This window comes from Bradyrhizobium prioriisuperbiae (genome assembly GCF_032397745.1).
GTDB lineage: Bacteria > Pseudomonadota > Alphaproteobacteria > Rhizobiales > Xanthobacteraceae > Bradyrhizobium_A > Bradyrhizobium_A prioriisuperbiae.
On sequence record NZ_CP135921.1, the window covers coordinates 3442034 to 3458718 of the forward strand.

Annotated in this window: 18 protein-coding genes; 11 read left to right on the forward strand and 7 right to left on the reverse strand. The window is 62.6% G+C overall.

Annotated elements, in window-relative coordinates; all coding sequences use genetic code 11:
• Positions 1-42 precede the first annotated feature (42 nt).
• Genes RS897_RS16170 through RS897_RS42460 form a run of 3 tightly spaced genes read left to right on the forward strand, consistent with a single transcriptional unit; the run spans position 43 to position 2875 of the window.
• A complete protein-coding gene (locus RS897_RS16170) occupies positions 43-1149 on the forward strand; it encodes a multiubiquitin domain-containing protein (RefSeq protein ID WP_315837525.1) in 1107 nt (368 codons plus the stop codon).
• Complete coding sequence (locus RS897_RS16175; protein WP_315837526.1) at positions 1146-2546, forward strand: ThiF family adenylyltransferase; 1401 nt, start codon at positions 1146-1148, stop codon at positions 2544-2546. Before RS897_RS16170 ends, RS897_RS16175 begins: the two co-directional genes overlap by 4 nt.
• Positions 2546-2875: a ubiquitination-like system serine protease family protein gene (locus RS897_RS42460; RefSeq protein ID WP_484481518.1), complete on the forward strand. Its 330-nt coding sequence runs from the start codon at positions 2546-2548 to the stop codon at positions 2873-2875. Before RS897_RS16175 ends, RS897_RS42460 begins: the two co-directional genes overlap by 1 nt.
• Positions 2876-2878: 3 nt before the next feature.
• Here RS897_RS42460 and RS897_RS16185 read toward each other — a convergent pair whose 3' ends face one another.
• The 5 genes from RS897_RS16185 to RS897_RS16205 all read right to left on the reverse strand — a co-directional run bounded on the left by RS897_RS16185 (position 2879) and on the right by RS897_RS16205 (position 7041).
• Complete coding sequence (locus RS897_RS16185; RefSeq protein ID WP_315837527.1) at positions 2879-3817, reverse strand: hypothetical protein; 939 nt, start codon at positions 3815-3817, stop codon at positions 2879-2881.
• Positions 3814-4398 carry a DUF6932 family protein gene (locus tag RS897_RS16190; protein WP_315837528.1) on the reverse strand — a complete coding sequence of 195 codons (585 nt, stop codon included), beginning with the start codon at positions 4396-4398 and terminating at the stop codon, positions 3814-3816. The genes RS897_RS16185 and RS897_RS16190 overlap by 4 nt, the downstream gene beginning before the upstream one ends.
• 297 nt (positions 4399-4695) lie before the next feature.
• Positions 4696-5253: an HNH endonuclease gene (locus tag RS897_RS16195; protein ID WP_315837529.1), complete on the reverse strand. Its 558-nt coding sequence runs from the start codon at positions 5251-5253 to the stop codon at positions 4696-4698.
• A 114-nt stretch (positions 5254-5367) separates the two neighbouring features.
• Positions 5368-6459, reverse strand: a complete 1092-nt coding sequence (locus RS897_RS16200) for a DUF2855 family protein (protein WP_315837530.1) — start codon at positions 6457-6459, stop codon at positions 5368-5370.
• A 93-nt stretch (positions 6460-6552) separates the two neighbouring features.
• Positions 6553-7041: a winged helix-turn-helix transcriptional regulator gene (locus tag RS897_RS16205; RefSeq protein WP_315837531.1), complete on the reverse strand. Its 489-nt coding sequence runs from the start codon at positions 7039-7041 to the stop codon at positions 6553-6555.
• A gap of 104 nt (positions 7042-7145) precedes the next feature.
• Between RS897_RS16205 and RS897_RS16210 the strand changes: the two genes are divergently transcribed.
• The gene (locus RS897_RS16210; RefSeq protein WP_315837532.1) at positions 7146-8393 is read left to right on the forward strand and encodes an MFS transporter; all 1248 of its coding nucleotides are present in this window, start codon (positions 7146-7148) and stop codon (positions 8391-8393) included.
• Here RS897_RS16210 and RS897_RS16215 read toward each other — a convergent pair.
• Positions 8390-9151: a DNA-3-methyladenine glycosylase family protein gene (locus RS897_RS16215; protein ID WP_315837533.1), complete on the reverse strand. Its 762-nt coding sequence runs from the start codon at positions 9149-9151 to the stop codon at positions 8390-8392. The genes RS897_RS16210 and RS897_RS16215 overlap by 4 nt on opposite strands.
• An 84-nt stretch (positions 9152-9235) precedes the next feature.
• Here RS897_RS16215 and gluQRS point away from each other — a divergent pair, with 84 nt between their 5' ends.
• The gene (gene gluQRS, locus RS897_RS16220) at positions 9236-10126 is read left to right on the forward strand and encodes a tRNA glutamyl-Q(34) synthetase GluQRS (protein WP_315837534.1); all 891 of its coding nucleotides are present in this window, start codon (positions 9236-9238) and stop codon (positions 10124-10126) included.
• Between the two features lie 128 nt (positions 10127-10254).
• Positions 10255-11586, forward strand: a complete 1332-nt coding sequence (locus tag RS897_RS16225; RefSeq protein WP_315837535.1) for an ATP-binding protein — start codon at positions 10255-10257, stop codon at positions 11584-11586.
• Positions 11587-11700: 114 nt separating this feature from the next.
• On the opposite strand, the gene RS897_RS16230 is transcribed toward RS897_RS16225, so the two are convergent.
• Positions 11701-12639 carry a YihY/virulence factor BrkB family protein gene (locus RS897_RS16230; protein ID WP_315837536.1) on the reverse strand — a complete coding sequence of 313 codons (939 nt, stop codon included), beginning with the start codon at positions 12637-12639 and terminating at the stop codon, positions 11701-11703.
• 165 nt (positions 12640-12804) lie between these two features.
• On the opposite strand from RS897_RS16230, the gene RS897_RS16235 reads away from it, so the two are divergent.
• The 5 genes from RS897_RS16235 to RS897_RS16255 all read left to right on the forward strand — a co-directional run bounded on the left by RS897_RS16235 (position 12805) and on the right by RS897_RS16255 (position 16540).
• Positions 12805-12999: a twin transmembrane helix small protein gene (locus RS897_RS16235; protein ID WP_315837537.1), complete on the forward strand. Its 195-nt coding sequence runs from the start codon at positions 12805-12807 to the stop codon at positions 12997-12999.
• Positions 13000-13041: 42 nt separating this feature from the next.
• A complete protein-coding gene (locus RS897_RS16240; protein ID WP_315837538.1) occupies positions 13042-13614 on the forward strand; it encodes a cob(I)yrinic acid a,c-diamide adenosyltransferase in 573 nt (190 codons plus the stop codon).
• 86 nt (positions 13615-13700) lie between these two features.
• Positions 13701-14450: an electron transfer flavoprotein subunit beta/FixA family protein gene (locus tag RS897_RS16245; RefSeq protein WP_315837539.1), complete on the forward strand. Its 750-nt coding sequence runs from the start codon at positions 13701-13703 to the stop codon at positions 14448-14450.
• Complete coding sequence (locus RS897_RS16250) at positions 14450-15394, forward strand: electron transfer flavoprotein subunit alpha/FixB family protein (RefSeq protein ID WP_315837540.1); 945 nt, start codon at positions 14450-14452, stop codon at positions 15392-15394. Before RS897_RS16245 ends, RS897_RS16250 begins: the two co-directional genes overlap by 1 nt.
• A 264-nt stretch (positions 15395-15658) precedes the next feature.
• Positions 15659-16540 carry a 3-hydroxybutyryl-CoA dehydrogenase gene (locus tag RS897_RS16255; RefSeq protein ID WP_315837541.1) on the forward strand — a complete coding sequence of 294 codons (882 nt, stop codon included), beginning with the start codon at positions 15659-15661 and terminating at the stop codon, positions 16538-16540.
• Positions 16541-16685 lie beyond the last annotated feature (145 nt).

The window sequence follows — 16685 nt, forward strand, 5'->3', positions numbered from 1 at the left end:
GCGAGCCATGAAACACCGGCTCGTCCGGAGATAGGAGACGCTATGACCATCCAGGAAAATGCACCGGAACACCGCGCTGCGGGGCAGGCCATCGAAGTCGCGGACGAAAATCTGAATTTTCGGCAGGTGCTTATCAACGATGCTACCCCGAGTGGAACGCAGATCAGCCGCGGGGCGGGCTTCAGCCCAGCCCAGCAGACCGCGGTGTTGCAGTTCCACCCCGACGGCGATCTTGAAGAGATCCGTCCGAACGAAAGTGCCGATCTCAGCATCGGCCGGCAGTTCATTGTGGTAGAGACGGACCGGCTGTTTTTTCTGACGATCAATGGAGTCCGGTTCGATTGGCCTGCCCGAACGATCTCGAGCGAGGTCGTCCGGAAGCTTGGCAAGATCGCGCCCGACGACGAACTTCTGCTGACGCGCATTGACCAGCCGGACCGAGCTATCGAGCCGCATGAAGTCGTGGACCTCGGTCATCGCGGCACTGAAACGTTCGTCAGCCGACAGCGAGTCTGGAAGTTGAATGTTCAGGGCGTTGTTCTCGAACTGAACGAGCCCACTATCGTTGTCCGGAAGGCGGTCGAACTGGCCGGCTTCGATATCACCAAGCGATGGCAGATTTTCCTTATCGTGAAGGGCGAACCAAAGCGGGCCGTGGGCCTCGACTATACCGTCGACCTGCGGACCCCCGGCATCGAGAAGCTTCGGCTGACCCCGGACGGTGTCCACAACGGAGAAGCTGTCGCCAAGCCGCGGCGGCAGTTCGATCTGCTGGAGGTTGACGAGAAGCACCTGGATGCCCTCGGTTGCTTCTGGGAGACGGTCTTGGACGCCGACCGCCGCTGGCTCCTGATCCACCACTATCAGGTGCCTGCCGGCTACGCGTCTCAGATCGTTCTGCTCGGGCTTGAGATCCCGCCCACCTATCCGGGTGCACAGATCGATATGTTCTACACCAGCCCTCCTTTGCGGCTGACGTCGGGAAGGGCAATCGATAGGACACAGGTCTCTGCGGTGATCTGCGGTACCTCCTTCAACGGCTGGTCGCGCCATCGCGGCCCGGAGGCTCCCTGGAATCCGCGCACCGATAACGTGATCACGCATCTGGCCTTGGTTGAATCTGCGATCGCCAAGGAAGTCGGGCAATGAGTTCGCCCGTGCTGGCCCTGACAGGTGTTTTGTACAAGCGTCTCCAGGCACACCTCTATCCAGGCGACGGCAAGGAGGCCGCGGCGATCCTGATCTGCTCGCGCGCACCCGGACCGCGGTTGCGTCTTCTGGCTAAGGACTTGATTGTTGTCCCGTACGCGGAGTGTGACGTTCGCGAACGGGACGAAATCTATTGGCCCGGCGAATACCTGGAGAAGGCTATCGACCAAGCAGAACAGTTGGGTTGTGCGATCATCCTGGTGCACTCCCATCCCGGCGGCCTGTTGGTGTTCTCGGTGGCCGACGATGCGAGCGACCACATCGTGATGCCGTGCCTGTTCGAAGCTGGGGGAGACCTGCACGGCAGCGCCATCATGACGCCCGACGGAGCCATCCGCACCCGCCTGTACGACCGGCACTTGAAGGAAACGGCCGTGGAGTTAGTCAGTGTGGTCGGCCACAATCTCCTGTTCTTCTGGGAACGGGACGCTCACAAACCGCAACGTGCGCAGCGCCCGATGGCTTTCGCGTCCGGTATGACGGCCGAGCTCAATCGGCTCTCAGCGACCATAATCGGCGTTTCGGGGACCGGATCGATCACGGCCGAGCAGGCGGCGCGTATAGGCTTTGGACACAACCAGTACATCGAATTCGATAAGGTCGAGCGAAAGAACTTGAACAGGATCCTGAACTCCACCCTGGCTGACGCGGCAAAGGGTACGCCGAAAGCCGAGATGTTCGCGAACGCGGTTGCTACCTATCGCGGTCCCGGAGTGGCATTCTCCGTACCGCTTTCGATCACAACTCGGGAGGCCGTCCTCGCGGCGAGCCAATCGGACGTGTTGTTCTGCTGCGTCGATACGTTGGAAGCACGGCAACTCGCCGATCTCATATCCAGCGCATTCCTTATCCCGATGTTTGATGTCGGCGTGGCCATACCGACGAGGAAAAAGCCCGATGGCAGCGCGGCCATCGCGGAAGTTTGCGGCCGCATCGATTACGTCCAGCCTGGACGATCAACTCTGCAGGACCGTGGCGTGTACTCGCCCGAGACGCTTAGAGCGGAGTATCTTGCGAAGTCGTCTCCGGATGCGCATCGCGCGGAAGTGGAGGAAGGATACATCAAGGGCGTGATCGAGGAGGCACCTTCCGTCATCACACTAAACATGCGTGCTGCGTCGGCCCTAATGAATGAGTTTATCGCGCGCGCATACCCGTTCCGGCTAGACTCAAACCAGAAGTACGCCCGTACCGAATTCCGCCTCGCTTCTTGCGAAGAGGAATTCACCGCCGAAGAGGAATTCTCCGTTGCACCAAACCCTGTCCTAGCTCGTGGAGCTCAGGAACCATTGCTTGGTTTGCCGATGTTGGGCAATCGCCGGAAGGAGAGTTCCTGATGTTGCCGAAGTGGCTAAGACGCGCCTGGGACAAGTTCGGACCAAGGCGCGGTCTGAAGGTCGTAGAAGGCGATAGCCTGCCCCAAGTGCTGCCCTGGCGAAACCTAGTCCTTGCTCGCGAAGGCAACGAGGATTGGTGTGTCGGGATGAGATGTCCTTGCGGTTGCGGTGAAACAATCGAACTTTTGGTGATTCAAGAGGCAGAGCCTCGATGGGATCTGCTGGTCGACGGCTCGGGAAGGCCGACCTTGAAGCCCTCTGTATGGATTCAACACGGTTGCCGCTCGCATTTTTGGCTGCGCTGTGGCCGCGTAGAGTGGTGCGACTAGCCCCTACGGGGTCTCTGGCTCGATCGAGAGCAGAGTGTAGCTCTCTCGCACGATCGTATCGTTTCGCAAGACGCGCTTAATCTGCAGGTGAGCGCGAGCGTTAACGTTGACGTAGTCCTTGTTGAAGAGACCAAGTTGATGAGCGGAGAGATCGCGGTGCACCTTACCACGGATTGTTCCGCGCTCATCGACTACTCGAAACTCGAACTGATGGAACTCGGGGAGAACACCGGCAAGCTGTCCAGCCACCGCCTCGTCGAGATCTTCCACCGTCGTTGTCTTTGCGCGCTCTGCCGCGCGGGCGACCGCATCGGCGCTGAAACTGTGATCCGCGTCTCCTGCCACAAGACGCATTGTCGCCCCACTTCTTCGCATGAGGTCAAAGAAGTCGCGCGTTGTACCCAGCACTCGTTGGTCTATGTTCTCAACGGCCGTTCGAAATTTCTCCTCATCGTCTTCCCCGAACGCATCTAGCAGCCGCGTTGCCTCATCGACAGCCACTTTGAGTGACGAATCTACGATTTGCAATTGCGGCTGGATTTCTTCCAACAGAAAGCCGAAAGAGCCCCGCACGATATTCGTGATATGCAATGTCGACGCAGCTTTCCGTGGCACAGTGCCGCGCTCAGCCAACCTTCCAGTGTCGTTGGCCACGATCTTTGCAACGAGATCCTGAAACTGCCCGACTGCCACACCGGCAAATTCGCTCTCAATTCCGTGCGACCCAATGACCGGCTTACCGCCGAAAAAAAGTGCGGCAGATGCCGCCATTTCTGGAGGCACCTCTTCGAGTTGCGCCAGCGAGCTTTGCAACTCCACAAGCTTCTCCTCGAGACCGAAACGGGACATGACATCCTCTTCACCCAGCCGTGCCATCAAGCTGCCGACGGCCTTGATGTCCGCCTTAAGGAAGTCTCGTTCCAGCTTTCGCACGGTGCTCATGGCGGAGATCCCGCTGCTGTCGTTGGTTCAAGGCCTAGAAAATCCAAAGCATCTTGATCCTCTGCGCCATCCATCGACACCTGAAGCATGCCTTTCCAGAGGAAGTCATCCCTGCGGTGGGAGAAAAGGCTGGTGTAATATCGTGTCATGCCGACCAGACCTTCGGGCGTTCCCTGGAGATCGATCGGCATAAAGTCGACGTGAAAGGCAGCCTTTACCTGGGCTCTGCTGAATATTGCGCGATTAGCCTGGCGATGCAGGGCCAACGCCGTCGCGGTCGTTGCGTTCGATGGTCGGCGGAAGAACGTCACGACGTCGATATCCTTTGGTTCCTTACCCTTCTCGACAAAGCTTCCATCGATCCATTGAAACCCGTCATTGAAGCCGATCGCCCGTAGCGCCTTTCGGTGGAGCAACCATCCCCGCAGTATCGTTTTTCTTCCTTCGCTGAAGGCGAGGCCATGAACGATCTCCAGGACTGACACCTGGAAGGGTGAAAGGTCCTCCGGCGAGCCACCTGGGCCATCAGGCCCCACAAACGGAGGCAATACACCGTCGATGTTGAAGTCGGGTAAAGGCATGAACGTCCCGGTCGGCTGGCAGGGCTAGGGCAGCGGGCCGCTTCGGCGTTGGCAGGATTGAGCCTGATGAAATGAAGAATTGAGGCTAAGGGAAACGGGTTAGTTAATAACTAATTGACGCCAAAAGCACCCCGAGAAGTGAATACATCCTATTGGGGTTACGGCACTTTTCAAGGCCGGTGTGTGCTCAGATCTGTGTTTTTTGAGGAAACCGTCGATCTGATCTCGGAAAATCCCTGACACTCTTATGTGTCTTTTGGCACTCTTATGAGTCCCACGACAGGCAGCCGCGCGCGCCTACGGATCCAGCTCCGTATCCCAGTAGAGATAATCCAGCCAGCTGTCGTGCAGGTAGTTCGGCGGGAATAATCTGCCGTTGCGATGCAGCTGGTGCACTGTGGGTGCGTAGGGCGTCTGGCGCGGAAACATGTGGGCCTGCTGCGGCGTCAAATTGCCCTTGCGCAGGTTGCAGGGCGAGCAGGCCGCGACGACGTTTTCCCAGGTGGTCTGGCCGCCCTTGGAGCGCGGGATGATGTGGTCGAACGTCAGGTCGTCGCTGGCGTGACAGTACTGGCAGGAGAACCTGTCGCGCAGGAAGACATTGAACCGCGTGAAGGCCGGATGGGTCGAGGGTTTGACGAACGACTTGAGCGACACCACGCTCGGCAGCTGCATTTCGAAGGAAGGGCTGTGCACCGCGTGGTCGTAATTGGCGACAATATTGACGCGGTCGAGGAACACCGCCTTGATCGCGTCTTGCCACGACCAAAGCGAGAGCGGGTAATAACTGAGCGGCCGGAAGTCCGCATTCAACACCAGTGCCGGCCACCCGCCTTGTGGAACGTGCGCGTTCAACTAACGCTCCTCGTATCCCTTCAACGGCTGCGAAGCAGCTTAGTCCTCACATACTACATGCAGCGTGACGGCATTGTGAAGAGCCGTTTCGGGCATCCCCGCCTCGCGTGCCGCTCAGTCCCAAACCGACAGGATATGCCCTTGATCCGGGCTTGCGCGGCCTTTGAGCGTGTCGAGATAGACCTGCTCGACTGCGGCTTTTCCGCGGCTTTCCACAATGGTCAGGGAGCGTTCCAGCAGGGCCGTGACGCCCGGCCAGACGGCACTGATTCGCTGTTCCAGCCCGCCGGACCCCCATTCCTTGACCCGCTTGCGGATCTGGTCGGGCGCGAAAAACCACACCGGCTTGGCGCCGGGCAGGCCGTCCGGCTCGGGGGCGGCATCCTGATGGGTCAGTCCGATGCGGCCGCTGTAGACCAGCCTGTCGCCAAAGCGGCGATGCAGGTCGGCACGCAGCGTGGCACTGCCGGCCATGTCGACATAGGCCGCGGTGGTCTCGTTCGGCATTGTGGCGATGTCGTCATAGGTCACGACCTCGTCGTAACATCCCAGTGATCTGACAAACGGCACGTTGCCCTTCGAGGTCAGCCCGATCACTTTGATCGGCTTGCGCTGGCTGTGCACGAGAAACGCGAGACCGAACGCGGTCTTGCTCGAGGCACTCGACAGGATCACGCTGTGCGCGCCGAAGAAGTCATTTTCTGCCAAATAGTCGTCGACCAGGAACGACAGCATGAACAGCGGCCGCATCAGCGCCTGCTCGTCGCCCTTGCGCCCAGTGAATGCGGGATCGCTGCTTACCCTAGTATAGGCGTTGTACACTGGCGAGACTTCTTGCCGATGCGCCGCACCGTCGCGCAGGCCCCTCGGCGTGACGCCGGCGGCTTCGATCACCATGTGCGTCGCCATCGGCAGATAGCCGAACAATCGTTCGCCCACGGCGATGTCGGCATGCTGCGATTGCAGCACCTCGGCGAAGCCCCACACCGGGATCTGGCCATAGCCCGAGGGCGCCGGAAACAGCGACCAGTATTTCAATTGCTCGCCGATCACCGCGTAGGTGATGTTGTTGGCGGTGAAGGCGAAGCGATCGACCTTCAGCAACAACCAGTCATCCGGCAGCTCGTTGCCTTCCGGCAGTGTCGTTTCGATGAATTGGCAGTTGGTTAGGTCGTCACGTCTGACAATCAACTCGGACGTTTTCATCTGCTGTCCCTCTCCTGATCCGGCTTATGGTTCGCGCCAACGATGACGGCGATATGACCAAGGAGCGCTGCGATCGAGAGGGATGTGATTCCGTCACCGCGATGGCCGCGCCGCCTTGGCGTTGCGCGTCCGCTGCGGATCGAGTTTCCTCACCGTCGTATCGCTCGATGTCAGCGCACGTCCGTCCCGCGCGCGCAGTTCGAGCCTGCCGACCGGGCGTCCGCTGGTCGTGTCTACCAGAGCGGAATGGGGCTCGTCGCGTTTAAAACAGTAGTCTTCGCCCCATTGTCGCAGGCTCACCACCACCAGAAAAAGTTCGCGGCCCTTTTTCGTGAGCACATAGTCCTGATAGGCGCTGCCGTCGGACGCCGGCACCATCTCCAGCACGCCGAGATCGACCAGGTTGCGCAGGCGTGTGGTCAGGATGCCCTTGGCGATGCCGAGGTTCTTCTGGAATTCGCTGAAGCGGCGCAGCCCGTCGAATGCATCGCGCACGATCAAGAGCGACCACCAGTCGCCGATCGCATCCAGCGCGCGCCCCACCGGGCAGCTCACCGTGGCCAGGCTGACCCGTTTCACCATCGTGTGTTCTCCATCGAGCTTGACTCTGGTTCTAACATAGGACTAGGTGGCATGCAATCGGTCCTATAATAGGACCATATACGAAATGCGAATGGAGCCGAGACATGGAATTCGGACAGACGCCGGTGCGGATCGGCAACAAGGCTGGGTCAGCGGAAACCGCAACGAGCGCGGAGACATTGCCGACACGCGTCATCCTGCTGTTCGCGGTCGCGTGCGGACTGAGTGTCGCCAACATTTATTATGCGCAGCCGCTGCTCGACACCATGGCGCGCGATTTCGCAGTGTCGCCGGCCTCGATCGGCATCGTCATGACCATGACCCAGATCGGTTATGGGGTGGGCCTGATCTTCATCGTGCCGCTCGGCGATCTCATTGATCGCCGGGCGCTGATCGTCGGCCAGGCGGTGCTGTCGGTCGCAGCTCTGATCGCGGTTGGACTGGCGCCGACCGCCGCGGTGCTGCTCACGGCGATGGCCGCCGTCGGCTTGCTTGCGGTGGTGGTGCAGGTGCTGGTCGCCTTCGCCGCCACGCTGGCGGCGCCGCACGAGCGTGGCAGCGTGGTCGGCATGGTGACCAGCGGCGTCGTGATCGGCATCCTGCTGGCCCGTTTTGTGTCCGGCGCGCTCGCCGATCTGGCCGGCTGGCGGTCGGTGTATCTGGTCTCGGCCGTGATGACACTGGTGATGGCGGGCATTCTTTGGCACGTGCTGCCACGTCACGCCAAACCGGCCGCCACCTCGTCCTATCCGCAACTGCTGCTCTCGCTGTTTCAGCTGTTTCGCGAGGAGCCCGTCCTGCGCGTCCGTGCCGTCCTGGCGCTGTTGATCTTCGCCTGCTTCAACGTGCTGTGGACGTCGATGGTGCTGCCGCTCAGCGCGCCGCCATGGTCGCTGTCGCACACCCAGGTCGGGTTGTTCGGTCTGGCCGGTGCTGCGGGGGCGCTCGCGGCGGGCCGGGCCGGGCATCTCGCCGACCGCGGCCTTGGTCAATGGACCACGGGCATCGCGCTGACGCTGATGCTGTTCGCCTGGATTCCGGTCGCGCTGATGGGCGTGTCGTTGTGGGCGCTCATCATCGGCGTGGTGGTGCTGGATTTCGCGATGCAGGCGGTGCACGTCACCAACCAGAGTCTCATTTTCGCGGTCGGGCCGGAGGCGCGCAGCCGCCTGGTCGGCGGCTACATGGTGTTCTATTCCATCGGCAGCGCAACCGGCGCGATCGCGTCGACCATGGTCTATGCCTGGGCCGGCTGGCTAGGGGTCTGTTGTCTCGGCGCCGGCATCAGCGCGACGGCGCTGCTGTTCTGGGCGGCGACCCGTCACCTGACGCCGGCGGGTTCGGCGGATTAAGCGCGGCGGGCGCGACGCGGAGCTGGCGTCTTGGCTTTGATAGATTTGGGTTGCGATGATACTCGCGGCGGCTTGGCCACGGGAGCCTTGGTTGCGGATGCCGCCTCCGGCGGCAGCACCGCGTCAAACCCCGGCGCCTTGGCGACTTTGTAATATGCCCAGAACAGATGCGCGGCCGCGCCGCGCCAGGGACGCCAGGCCTCGCCGAGCACGGCCATCTCCTTCACCGTCGGCCGGGTCTTGAGACCAAAGGCCACCTTGATCGCTTCCTGGATCGCGAGATCGCCTGCCGGCCAGGCGTCGCCGTGGCCCAGACAGAACAGCAGGTAGACGTCGGCGGTCCACGGGCCGATGCCATGCAGCGCCGTGAGACTATTGTGCGCATCGTCGGCCGGCATCTCGGCAAGCTCTGCGAGATCGAGCCGGCTTTTGGCGATTTCGCCGGCGATGAACTTCAGCGTCTTGATCTTGGCCGCGGACAGCCCCAGCCGTCCGAGTCGTTCGGCGCGGGCGCGGCGGATGACGTCATGATGAAACGGGTCGAACGCCTCCGTCACCCGCGCCCAGATGGCGGCCGCGGCCTTGGTCGACAGCTGCTGGCCGCAGATCACGGCCGCGAGGCCTGCAAATCCACCCTCGCGGCGGCGGAGCGCAGGCATTTCGGTCTGCGCGAACAGCGGCTTGAGTCGCGGATCGCGCTCCACCAGCGCGGTGAGCGCGCGCGCGAGGTCGTCTTGGGTATGAAAATGGGTTGTCATGAAGTCCACAGCATGAAGGGATTCTTTTAGCGGTGCAAATCGCCGCAGTTGTCTGTTTCGTCTGTGCCGATCATATTTCGAATCATGCCGCCACCCGTTTACCGATTTGCGCCAAGTCCGAACGGTTATCTGCACCTCGGCCACGCCTATTCGGCGTTGCTGAATTTCGACATGGCGCGGCAGAGCGGCGGCACCTTCCTGCTGCGCATGGAGGATATCGACACCAGCCGTTGCCGTCCGGAGTTCGAGCAGGCGATCTGTGAAGATCTGGCCTGGCTCGGCATTTCCTGGCAGTTGCCGGTGCGGCGGCAGTCCGAGCATCTCGAGGTCTATCGTGCGGCAGTGGAGCGGCTGACCGTGGACGAGCTGGTTTATCCCGCGTTCGAGAGCCGCTCGGAGATCGCGCAGATGATCGCGGCGCGCGATGAGCTCGGGCCATGGCCGCGCGATCCGGATGGCATGCCGCTCTATCCCGGCACCGCGCGTGATGAAGATCCGGCGGAGCGCGACCAGAAACTGCGCGAGGGTCTGCCCTATGCGCTGCGGCTGGACATGGACGCGGCCCGCCGGCAGGCCGAGCAAATCTCGTGGCGGCCGTTCTGGACCGAGGAGGGCTCGGGGCCGGGCGGGGAAACCGGCCGTGTCACGGCGCGGCCGCAGGCCTGGGGCGACGTCATCGTGGCGCGCAAGGACACGCCGACCAGCTATCATATCTCCGTGGTCATCGACGATGCCCTGCAGGAGGTCACCCATGTGGTGCGTGGGCGCGACCTGTTCTGGGCCACCAGCGTGCACCGGCTGCTGCAGGATCTGCTGGAACTGCCCACCCCGCGCTACGGCCATCACGGCCTGATTCTGGACGAAGCCGGCGAAAAACTCTCCAAATCGACCCAGTCGACGTCCCTGCGCCAGCTGCGCGAGGCCGGCGAGACCCCCGAAGACATCCGCCGCCGCGTCGGACTGTCCCCCGCCTGAAGCGTTTTCGAGCGAAGTGGACCCCGGTTCGCGTGAAGAAAACGCGTAAAAACAAAAAGCTATCCGCCCTCGGCGTGACTCGCTGTCCCCGGCCATGCCAAAATGGGAGCCGGGGCAGGGGTTTGTGGATGGCGGCCAAAACGACGCGTTCATTACGCAGCCGGACGCGCAACGCGCGCCCGGGGGCGAAGGCGCGCCTGGTCAAGAAGGCGCGTCCGGTCAAGAAACCGGACGCAAAGCCGCCGGTCCGCAAGATCGCCACCCGCAAGATCGCTGCCAAGACGGCGACCGCCCAAAAGGCCACCGGCCGGGGCACGACACAATCCGCCTCCGCCGTGGTGGAAGCGGCGCTGGCCGCCTTCGCCCACGAGGTGCGCACCCCGCTCACCGGCATTCTCGCCGTCAGCGATCTTCTGGTGACATCGGACCTGGATGAACGCGAACGCCGCTGGGTCGAGACCATTCGCGCCAGCGCCGATCATCTCTCGGCGCTCGCCACGCTGTTCGTGGACGCGGCGCGCAGCAGCAAGGCCGGCCTCGGCCTGCGGCAAGCCTTGCGCAACGAGTTTTTCGATCTGCGCGCACTGGCGCGGACAGTTGCGGATTCGCTCGCTGGCCGCGCCGCCGCCAAGGGATTGCGCTCGTCGGGCGAGATTTCGGACCGGCTTCCGGCCTTCGTCACCGGCGATCCGGTGCGGCTGCGCGCGGCGCTGGAGAACCTGATCGACAACGCGGTGAAGTTCACCGACCAGGGCCGCGTGGCGCTGAAAGTAAGTGTGGTGCGCCGGCCACCGGGCCGGGTTGTCGTGGCCTTCGCGGTGTCCGACAGCGGCATCGGGCTGTCGCTTGCGGAGATCAAGCGGCTGTTTCGTCCGTTTTCCCAGGCCAATGTCGGAATCGCATCACGATTTGGCGGCGCTGGCCTCGGGCTCGCGTCCGCCAGGCAGATCGCACGTGCCATGGGCGGCGACATCACGGTGGCACAACCACGCGGCGGCGGCACCACCTTCACATTGATGGTCACGCTGGCGCGCGCCGCCGATCCCGTTGCGGGTGCGCCCAGTGGGCACGAGCGCAGCAGTGCCGTCGCCAATCCGGCACTTCGCATCCTCAGTGTCGAGGACAATCCGTTCGGACGCGTCGTGCTCAATGCTATCCTCACCGAACTCGGCCACCAGACCGAATTCGCGGGCGAAGGCGAGGCCGCGCTGGAGCGGCTCGCGGCTGGTGGATTCGATGCGGTGCTGATGGACATGGTGCTGCCGGGAATCAACGGCATTGAAGTGATCCGCAGGATCCGGGCGCAGCCGAAGCCGTTGGGACGCGTCGCCATCATCGGCGTGTCCGGCCGTGGCGAGGATGAGGCCGCCGCGCGCCGCGCCGGCGCCGACGGCTTCCTGCTCAAGCCGGTGTCACCCCGCGCGCTGGCGACCGCATTGCTTGAAGCGACGCGCCGCTAACTTCACCTCGCCCCGCTTGCGGGGAGAGGTCGATCGCGAAGCGATCGGGTGAGGGGCGTCACCGCAAAAACAAATGTCGATTGTCGCAAAGCAGGCTCGTACGCGGAAGCTGTCTCAAGGCTGTGCCTGCCGAGAGTGCCCCTCACTCGGATCGCTGCGCGATCCGACCTCTCCCCGCCTTGCGGGAAGAGGTGAAGCCGCCTTCGACTTCGGCACCCGCTCGCGGAACTTGATGATCGATGCGTTCAGTTCGCCGCCATAGACAAAAATCGCGGCCACGAAATACATGAACACCAGCGCGATCACGACCGATGCCAGCCCCGCATAGGTCGAGACGTAATTGCCGGCGAAGCGGGCGAGGTATTGTCCGAACACGATGCCCGAAACCAGCGATGCCACGATGGTGAAGACGATGCCGGGCAGGATCTGGCGCAGGGTGCGCCGGCCTGCCGGCAGCCAGACATGCAGGATGAACAGCGCCACCACCAGCGCCGCGATGGCGATGCCATAACGCGCGATGTTCAGCAGGTTCTCGTTGGAGGCCATCTTCACCGGGAAGTAATGCCGCGCGGTGGCGATGATCAGCGGTCCCAGCACGATCAGGAAGGCCAGCGCCAGCGACACCACGGCGGCGATCAGGGTGTAGCCGATCGATTCCAGGCGCAGCCAGTACCAGCGCCGCGGCTCGACAACGTCATAGGCGCGGTTGAGCCCGACCCGCAGGCTTTCGATGCCGTTGGAGGCGAAGTAGATCGCCAGCACAAGGCCGATGGTCAGCGCGTCGCCGCGGGTGGTGGTCAGCACATTGTGAAGCTCGCCGGACAGCGCATCGGCGACCTGGGTCGGCCAGGTTTCCAGCATCAGGGACACGGCCTGGTCCGCCAGTTCCTTGGTGCCGAGGAACCCGGCCAGCGAGGTGATCACGATCAGGAACGGAAACAGCGCCATCAGCGTCGACAGCGCGATGTGGCTCGCGATCGCCCAGCCGTCGTCGGCGAGGAACGTGTAGAACGCATCCAGCACGACATCGAAGACGTATCGAAGCTGCTTCACCTTGCACCCTGCATCGTATTTACCAGAAATGAGCGATTGCCGCGGTGAAGGCAAGAGTAGCTAAATGGGTAGCCACAAGGGTGGCCCCAACAGGTTGCAAGGGATAGCGAACCAAGGGTGGCCGTGCGGTTGGCGCCGGCGTCCCTGTGGTGGTAAGAACCGCCGATGTCGTCCTTTCTGAGTACCATTCTTCTTCCCGTCGCGGCCGCTGCCGTCGCCCTCGTGCTGTTGCTCGGCCTGCTCAACATGATGCGCGGTGGTTCGCCCAATACGTCCCAACGTCTGATGCGGCTGCGGGTGCTGCTGCAGTTTGTCGCCATTGTCATCGCCATGCTTGCGGTCTGGGCGATGCGAGGCTGAGAGCCTCCGAGTAATTACGTTCCAACGTCAGCGAGGTTGCACATGGTCGTCCTGAACCGGATCTACACCCGCACTGGCGATGACGGCTCGACCGCGCTCGGCAGCGGCGAACGCCGGCCCAAATACGACCTGCGGGTCGCGGCCTATGGAACCGTGGACGAGACCAACGCCGCGATCGGCGTGGTTCGGCTGCACCTCGCCGAGGCGCCCGCGCTCGATGTCATGCTCGGCCTGATCCAGAACGATCTGTTCGATCTCGGCGCTGATCTGGCGGTGCCCCAGCGCGAGGGCAAGGCGGAGCGGCTGCGGGTGCTGTCCACCCAGGTGGACCGGCTGGAACGCGATATCGACAGCCTCAATGCGGCGCTGGCGCCGCTGAATTCATTCATTTTGCCTGGCGGAACGCCGGCCGCCGCATACCTGCATCTCGCGCGCACCGTGTGCCGCAGAGCGGAACGCATGGTGGTCGAACTCGCCGCCAATCCGGACGAACCGGTCAGCGACGCAGCCATCAAGTACTTGAATAGGCTTTCGGACTTCCTGTTTGTCGCCAGCCGTTCGGTGAACGACAACGGCGCTGGGGATGTGCTTTGGGTTCCCGGCCAGAACCGTTAAAATCGGAGCCGTCTGCGGTTTTCGCGCGTTGACCGGGGTTGGCGGGACCTTTAGGTTCCGCCGCCATTAGCTGAGAAAGGGGACCGATGAAGGTTTTGGTGCCGGTAAAGCGGGTCGTTGATTACAACGTCAAGATCCGCGTCAAGAGCGACGGGACGGGCGTCGAGCTCGCCAACGTCAAGATGTCGATGAATCCGTTCGACGAAATCGCCGTCGAGGAAGCCCTGCGCCTGAAAGAGGCCGGCAAGGCGACCGAGGTGGTCGTGGTGTCGATCGGCCCGGCCCAGGCATCGGAAACCATCCGCACTGGATTGGCCATGGGCGCCGACCGCGGCATCCTGGTGAAGGCCGACGGCATCGTCGAGCCGCTGGCGGTCGCCAAGATCCTCAAGGCGATTGCCGAGGAAGAAAAGCCGGGCCTGATCATTCTCGGCAAGCAGGCGATCGACGACGACTCAAATCAGACCGGCCAGATGCTGGCCGCGCTGTTGAACTGGTCGCAGGCGACCTTCGCCTCCAAACTCGAGGTCGATGGTTCCGACTTCAAGGTCACCCGTGAAGTCGACGGCGGCCTGCAGACCGTCAAGGTCAAGGGCCCGGCGATCGTCACCACCGACCTGCGTCTCAATGAGCCGCGTTACGCCAGCCTGCCCAACATCATGAAGGCAAAGAAGAAGCCGATCGCCGACAAGACCGCCGCCGACTATGGCGTCGATCTCGCGCCGCGCCTCGAAATCCTCAAGACAACCGAACCCGCGGGCCGCAAGGCCGGCGTCAAGGTCGCCTCGGTGGCCGAACTGGTGTCGAAGCTGAAGAACGAAGCCGGGGTTCTGTGATGACAACGTTGCTGATTGCCGAACACGACAACGCGTCGATCAAGGACGCGACCAACAAGACGCTGACGGCGGCCACGGCGCTGGGTGCCGAGGTGCATGTGCTGGTCGCCGGCGAAAACGCCAAGGGTGCTGCGGAAGCCGCCGCCAAGCTTGCGGGCGTCACCAAGGTGCTGCTCGCCGACAACGCTGCCTATGCGCACGACCTGGCCGAACCGCTGGCCGCGCTGATCGTCTCGCTCGGCGGCTCTTATGATGCCTTCGTGGCACCCGCGACCTCGCGTTACAAGAACGTGATGCCGCGCGTCGCCGCGCTGCTCGATGTGATGCAGGTCTCGGAAATCACCAAGGTGGTGGCGCCCGATACCTTCGAGCGTCCGATCTATGCCGGCAACGCGATCCAGACCGTCAAGAGCAAGGACGCCAAGAAGGTCATCACGGTGCGCACCTCGACATTCGCTGCGGCCGGCGACGGCGGCAGTGCATCGGTGGAGAACGCGGCTGCGGCCGCCGATCCCGGCCTGTCCAGCTTTGTCGGTGAGGAAGTCGCCAAGAGCGACCGTCCGGAACTGACCTCGGCCAAGATCATCGTCTCCGGTGGTCGCGCCATGCAGAGCCGCGAGAACTTCGCCAAGTACATCGAGCCGCTCGCCGACAAGCTTGGCGCCGGTGTCGGCGCCTCGCGCGCCGCGGTGGACGCCGGTTATGCCCCGAACGACTGGCAGGTCGGCCAGACCGGCAAGGTGGTGGCGCCGGAGCTCTACATTGCCATCGGCATCTCGGGAGCCATCCAGCATCTGGCTGGCATGAAGGATTCCAAGGTGATTGTGGCGATCAACAAGGACGAGGAAGCGCCGATCTTCCAGGTCGCCGATTATGGCCTGGTGGCGGATCTGTACCAGGCGGTGCCCGAACTCACCGAAGAACTGGGCAAACTCGGCCGATAAAGCGCGCTCCGGTGCCCGGCTCTAATGCCATGGGCACTGGTTTGCGTTCAGGAATGCGTCACCTTTCGTGCGCTACCTTTGACGATAGGGACGGGGCCTGGGTCGTAAATCCGGGTCCCGCCTTCGTAACTGACGCGGCAAAACAAAACACAAGACCAAAAAACCGGCCGCGCCACCGGCATGGGCGGGGTGTTCTCCGCAAACGTTCTATGTAAGATGGGCATCCGCCGCGATTTGCGGCGGGGGGCCCGATGAGAAGGCGAGATGGCGGTGACTATCAAGAAGGTCGGTGTGATCGGTTCGGGCCAGATGGGCAACGGGATCGCACATGTGTCGGCGCTGGCCGGTTTCGATGTGGTCCTCAATGATGTCGGCGCCGATCGCGTCAAGTCGGCGCTGGCCACCATCAACGGCAATCTCTCGCGTCAGGTCGCCAAGAAGCTGATCACTGACGACGTCCGCAAGCAGGCGCTGGACCGGATCAAGGCGTCGGAGAATCTGGAAGACCTGTCGGACTGCGACCTCGTGATCGAGACCGCGGTCGAGAAAGAAGAGATCAAGCGCAAGATCTTTCATGATCTGTGCGCGAACCTGAAGCCCGAGGCCATCGTCGCCTCCAACACCTCGTCGATCTCGATCACGCGGCTGGCGGCCTCCACCGATCGTCCGGAAAAATTCATCGGCATCCACTTCATGAATCCGGTTCCGCTGATGGAGCTGGTGGAGCTGATCCGCGGCATCGCCACCGACGACGCCACGTTCGATGCCTCGAAGGAATTCGTCAGCAAGCTTGGCAAGCAGATCGCCGTCTCGGAAGATTTCCCGGCCTTCATCGTCAACCGCATCCTGCTGCCGATGATCAACGAGGCGATCTACACGTTGTATGAAGGCGTCGGCAACGTCGAGGCGATCGATGCCGCGATGAAGCTCGGCGCCCACCATCCGATGGGTCCGCTGGAGCTCGCCGACTTCATCGGCCTGGATACGTGTCTGTCCATCATGCAGGTGCTGCACGAGGGGCTGGCCGATTCCAAGTATCGTCCCTGCCCGCTGCTGGTGAAGTATGTCGAAGCCGGCTGGCTCGGCCGCAAGTCGCAGCGCGGCTTCTACGACTATCGCGGCGAAAAGCCGATCCCCACGCGGTAAGTTCTGCGCTCTGTTTCTTTGTAGCCCGGGTGAGCGAAGCGACACCCGGGAATCGCACGCGCAGGCAGCCCCGGATATCGCTTCGCTCATCCGGGCTACAGCTATTAAACCGATAACCGCTGCCGTTTTGTTCGCGACCCTGCAG

What these genes read in the sequence shown, in the direction of transcription:
- RS897_RS16170 (WP_315837525.1), top strand. Translation starts at nt 43, where the DNA reads ATGACCATCCAGGAAAATGCACCGGAACACCGCGCTGCGGGGCAGGCC.
- RS897_RS16175 (WP_315837526.1), top strand. Translation starts at nt 1,146, where the DNA reads ATGAGTTCGCCCGTGCTGGCCCTGACAGGTGTTTTGTACAAGCGTCTC.
- RS897_RS42460 (WP_484481518.1), top strand. Translation starts at nt 2,546, where the DNA reads ATGTTGCCGAAGTGGCTAAGACGCGCCTGGGACAAGTTCGGACCAAGG.
- RS897_RS16185 (WP_315837527.1), bottom strand. Translation starts at nt 3,817, where the DNA reads ATGAGCACCGTGCGAAAGCTGGAACGAGACTTCCTTAAGGCGGACATC.
- RS897_RS16190 (WP_315837528.1), bottom strand. Translation starts at nt 4,398, where the DNA reads ATGCCTTTACCCGACTTCAACATCGACGGTGTATTGCCTCCGTTTGTG.
- RS897_RS16200 (WP_315837530.1), bottom strand. Translation starts at nt 6,459, where the DNA reads ATGAAAACGTCCGAGTTGATTGTCAGACGTGACGACCTAACCAACTGC.
- RS897_RS16205 (WP_315837531.1), bottom strand. Translation starts at nt 7,041, where the DNA reads ATGGTGAAACGGGTCAGCCTGGCCACGGTGAGCTGCCCGGTGGGGCGC.
- RS897_RS16210 (WP_315837532.1), top strand. Translation starts at nt 7,146, where the DNA reads ATGGAATTCGGACAGACGCCGGTGCGGATCGGCAACAAGGCTGGGTCA.
- RS897_RS16215 (WP_315837533.1), bottom strand. Translation starts at nt 9,151, where the DNA reads ATGACAACCCATTTTCATACCCAAGACGACCTCGCGCGCGCGCTCACC.
- gluQRS (WP_315837534.1), top strand. Translation starts at nt 9,236, where the DNA reads ATGCCGCCACCCGTTTACCGATTTGCGCCAAGTCCGAACGGTTATCTG.
- RS897_RS16225 (WP_315837535.1), top strand. Translation starts at nt 10,255, where the DNA reads ATGGCGGCCAAAACGACGCGTTCATTACGCAGCCGGACGCGCAACGCG.
- RS897_RS16235 (WP_315837537.1), top strand. Translation starts at nt 12,805, where the DNA reads ATGTCGTCCTTTCTGAGTACCATTCTTCTTCCCGTCGCGGCCGCTGCC.
- RS897_RS16240 (WP_315837538.1), top strand. Translation starts at nt 13,042, where the DNA reads ATGGTCGTCCTGAACCGGATCTACACCCGCACTGGCGATGACGGCTCG.
- RS897_RS16245 (WP_315837539.1), top strand. Translation starts at nt 13,701, where the DNA reads ATGAAGGTTTTGGTGCCGGTAAAGCGGGTCGTTGATTACAACGTCAAG.
- RS897_RS16250 (WP_315837540.1), top strand. Translation starts at nt 14,450, where the DNA reads ATGACAACGTTGCTGATTGCCGAACACGACAACGCGTCGATCAAGGAC.
- RS897_RS16255 (WP_315837541.1), top strand. Translation starts at nt 15,659, where the DNA reads ATGGCGGTGACTATCAAGAAGGTCGGTGTGATCGGTTCGGGCCAGATG.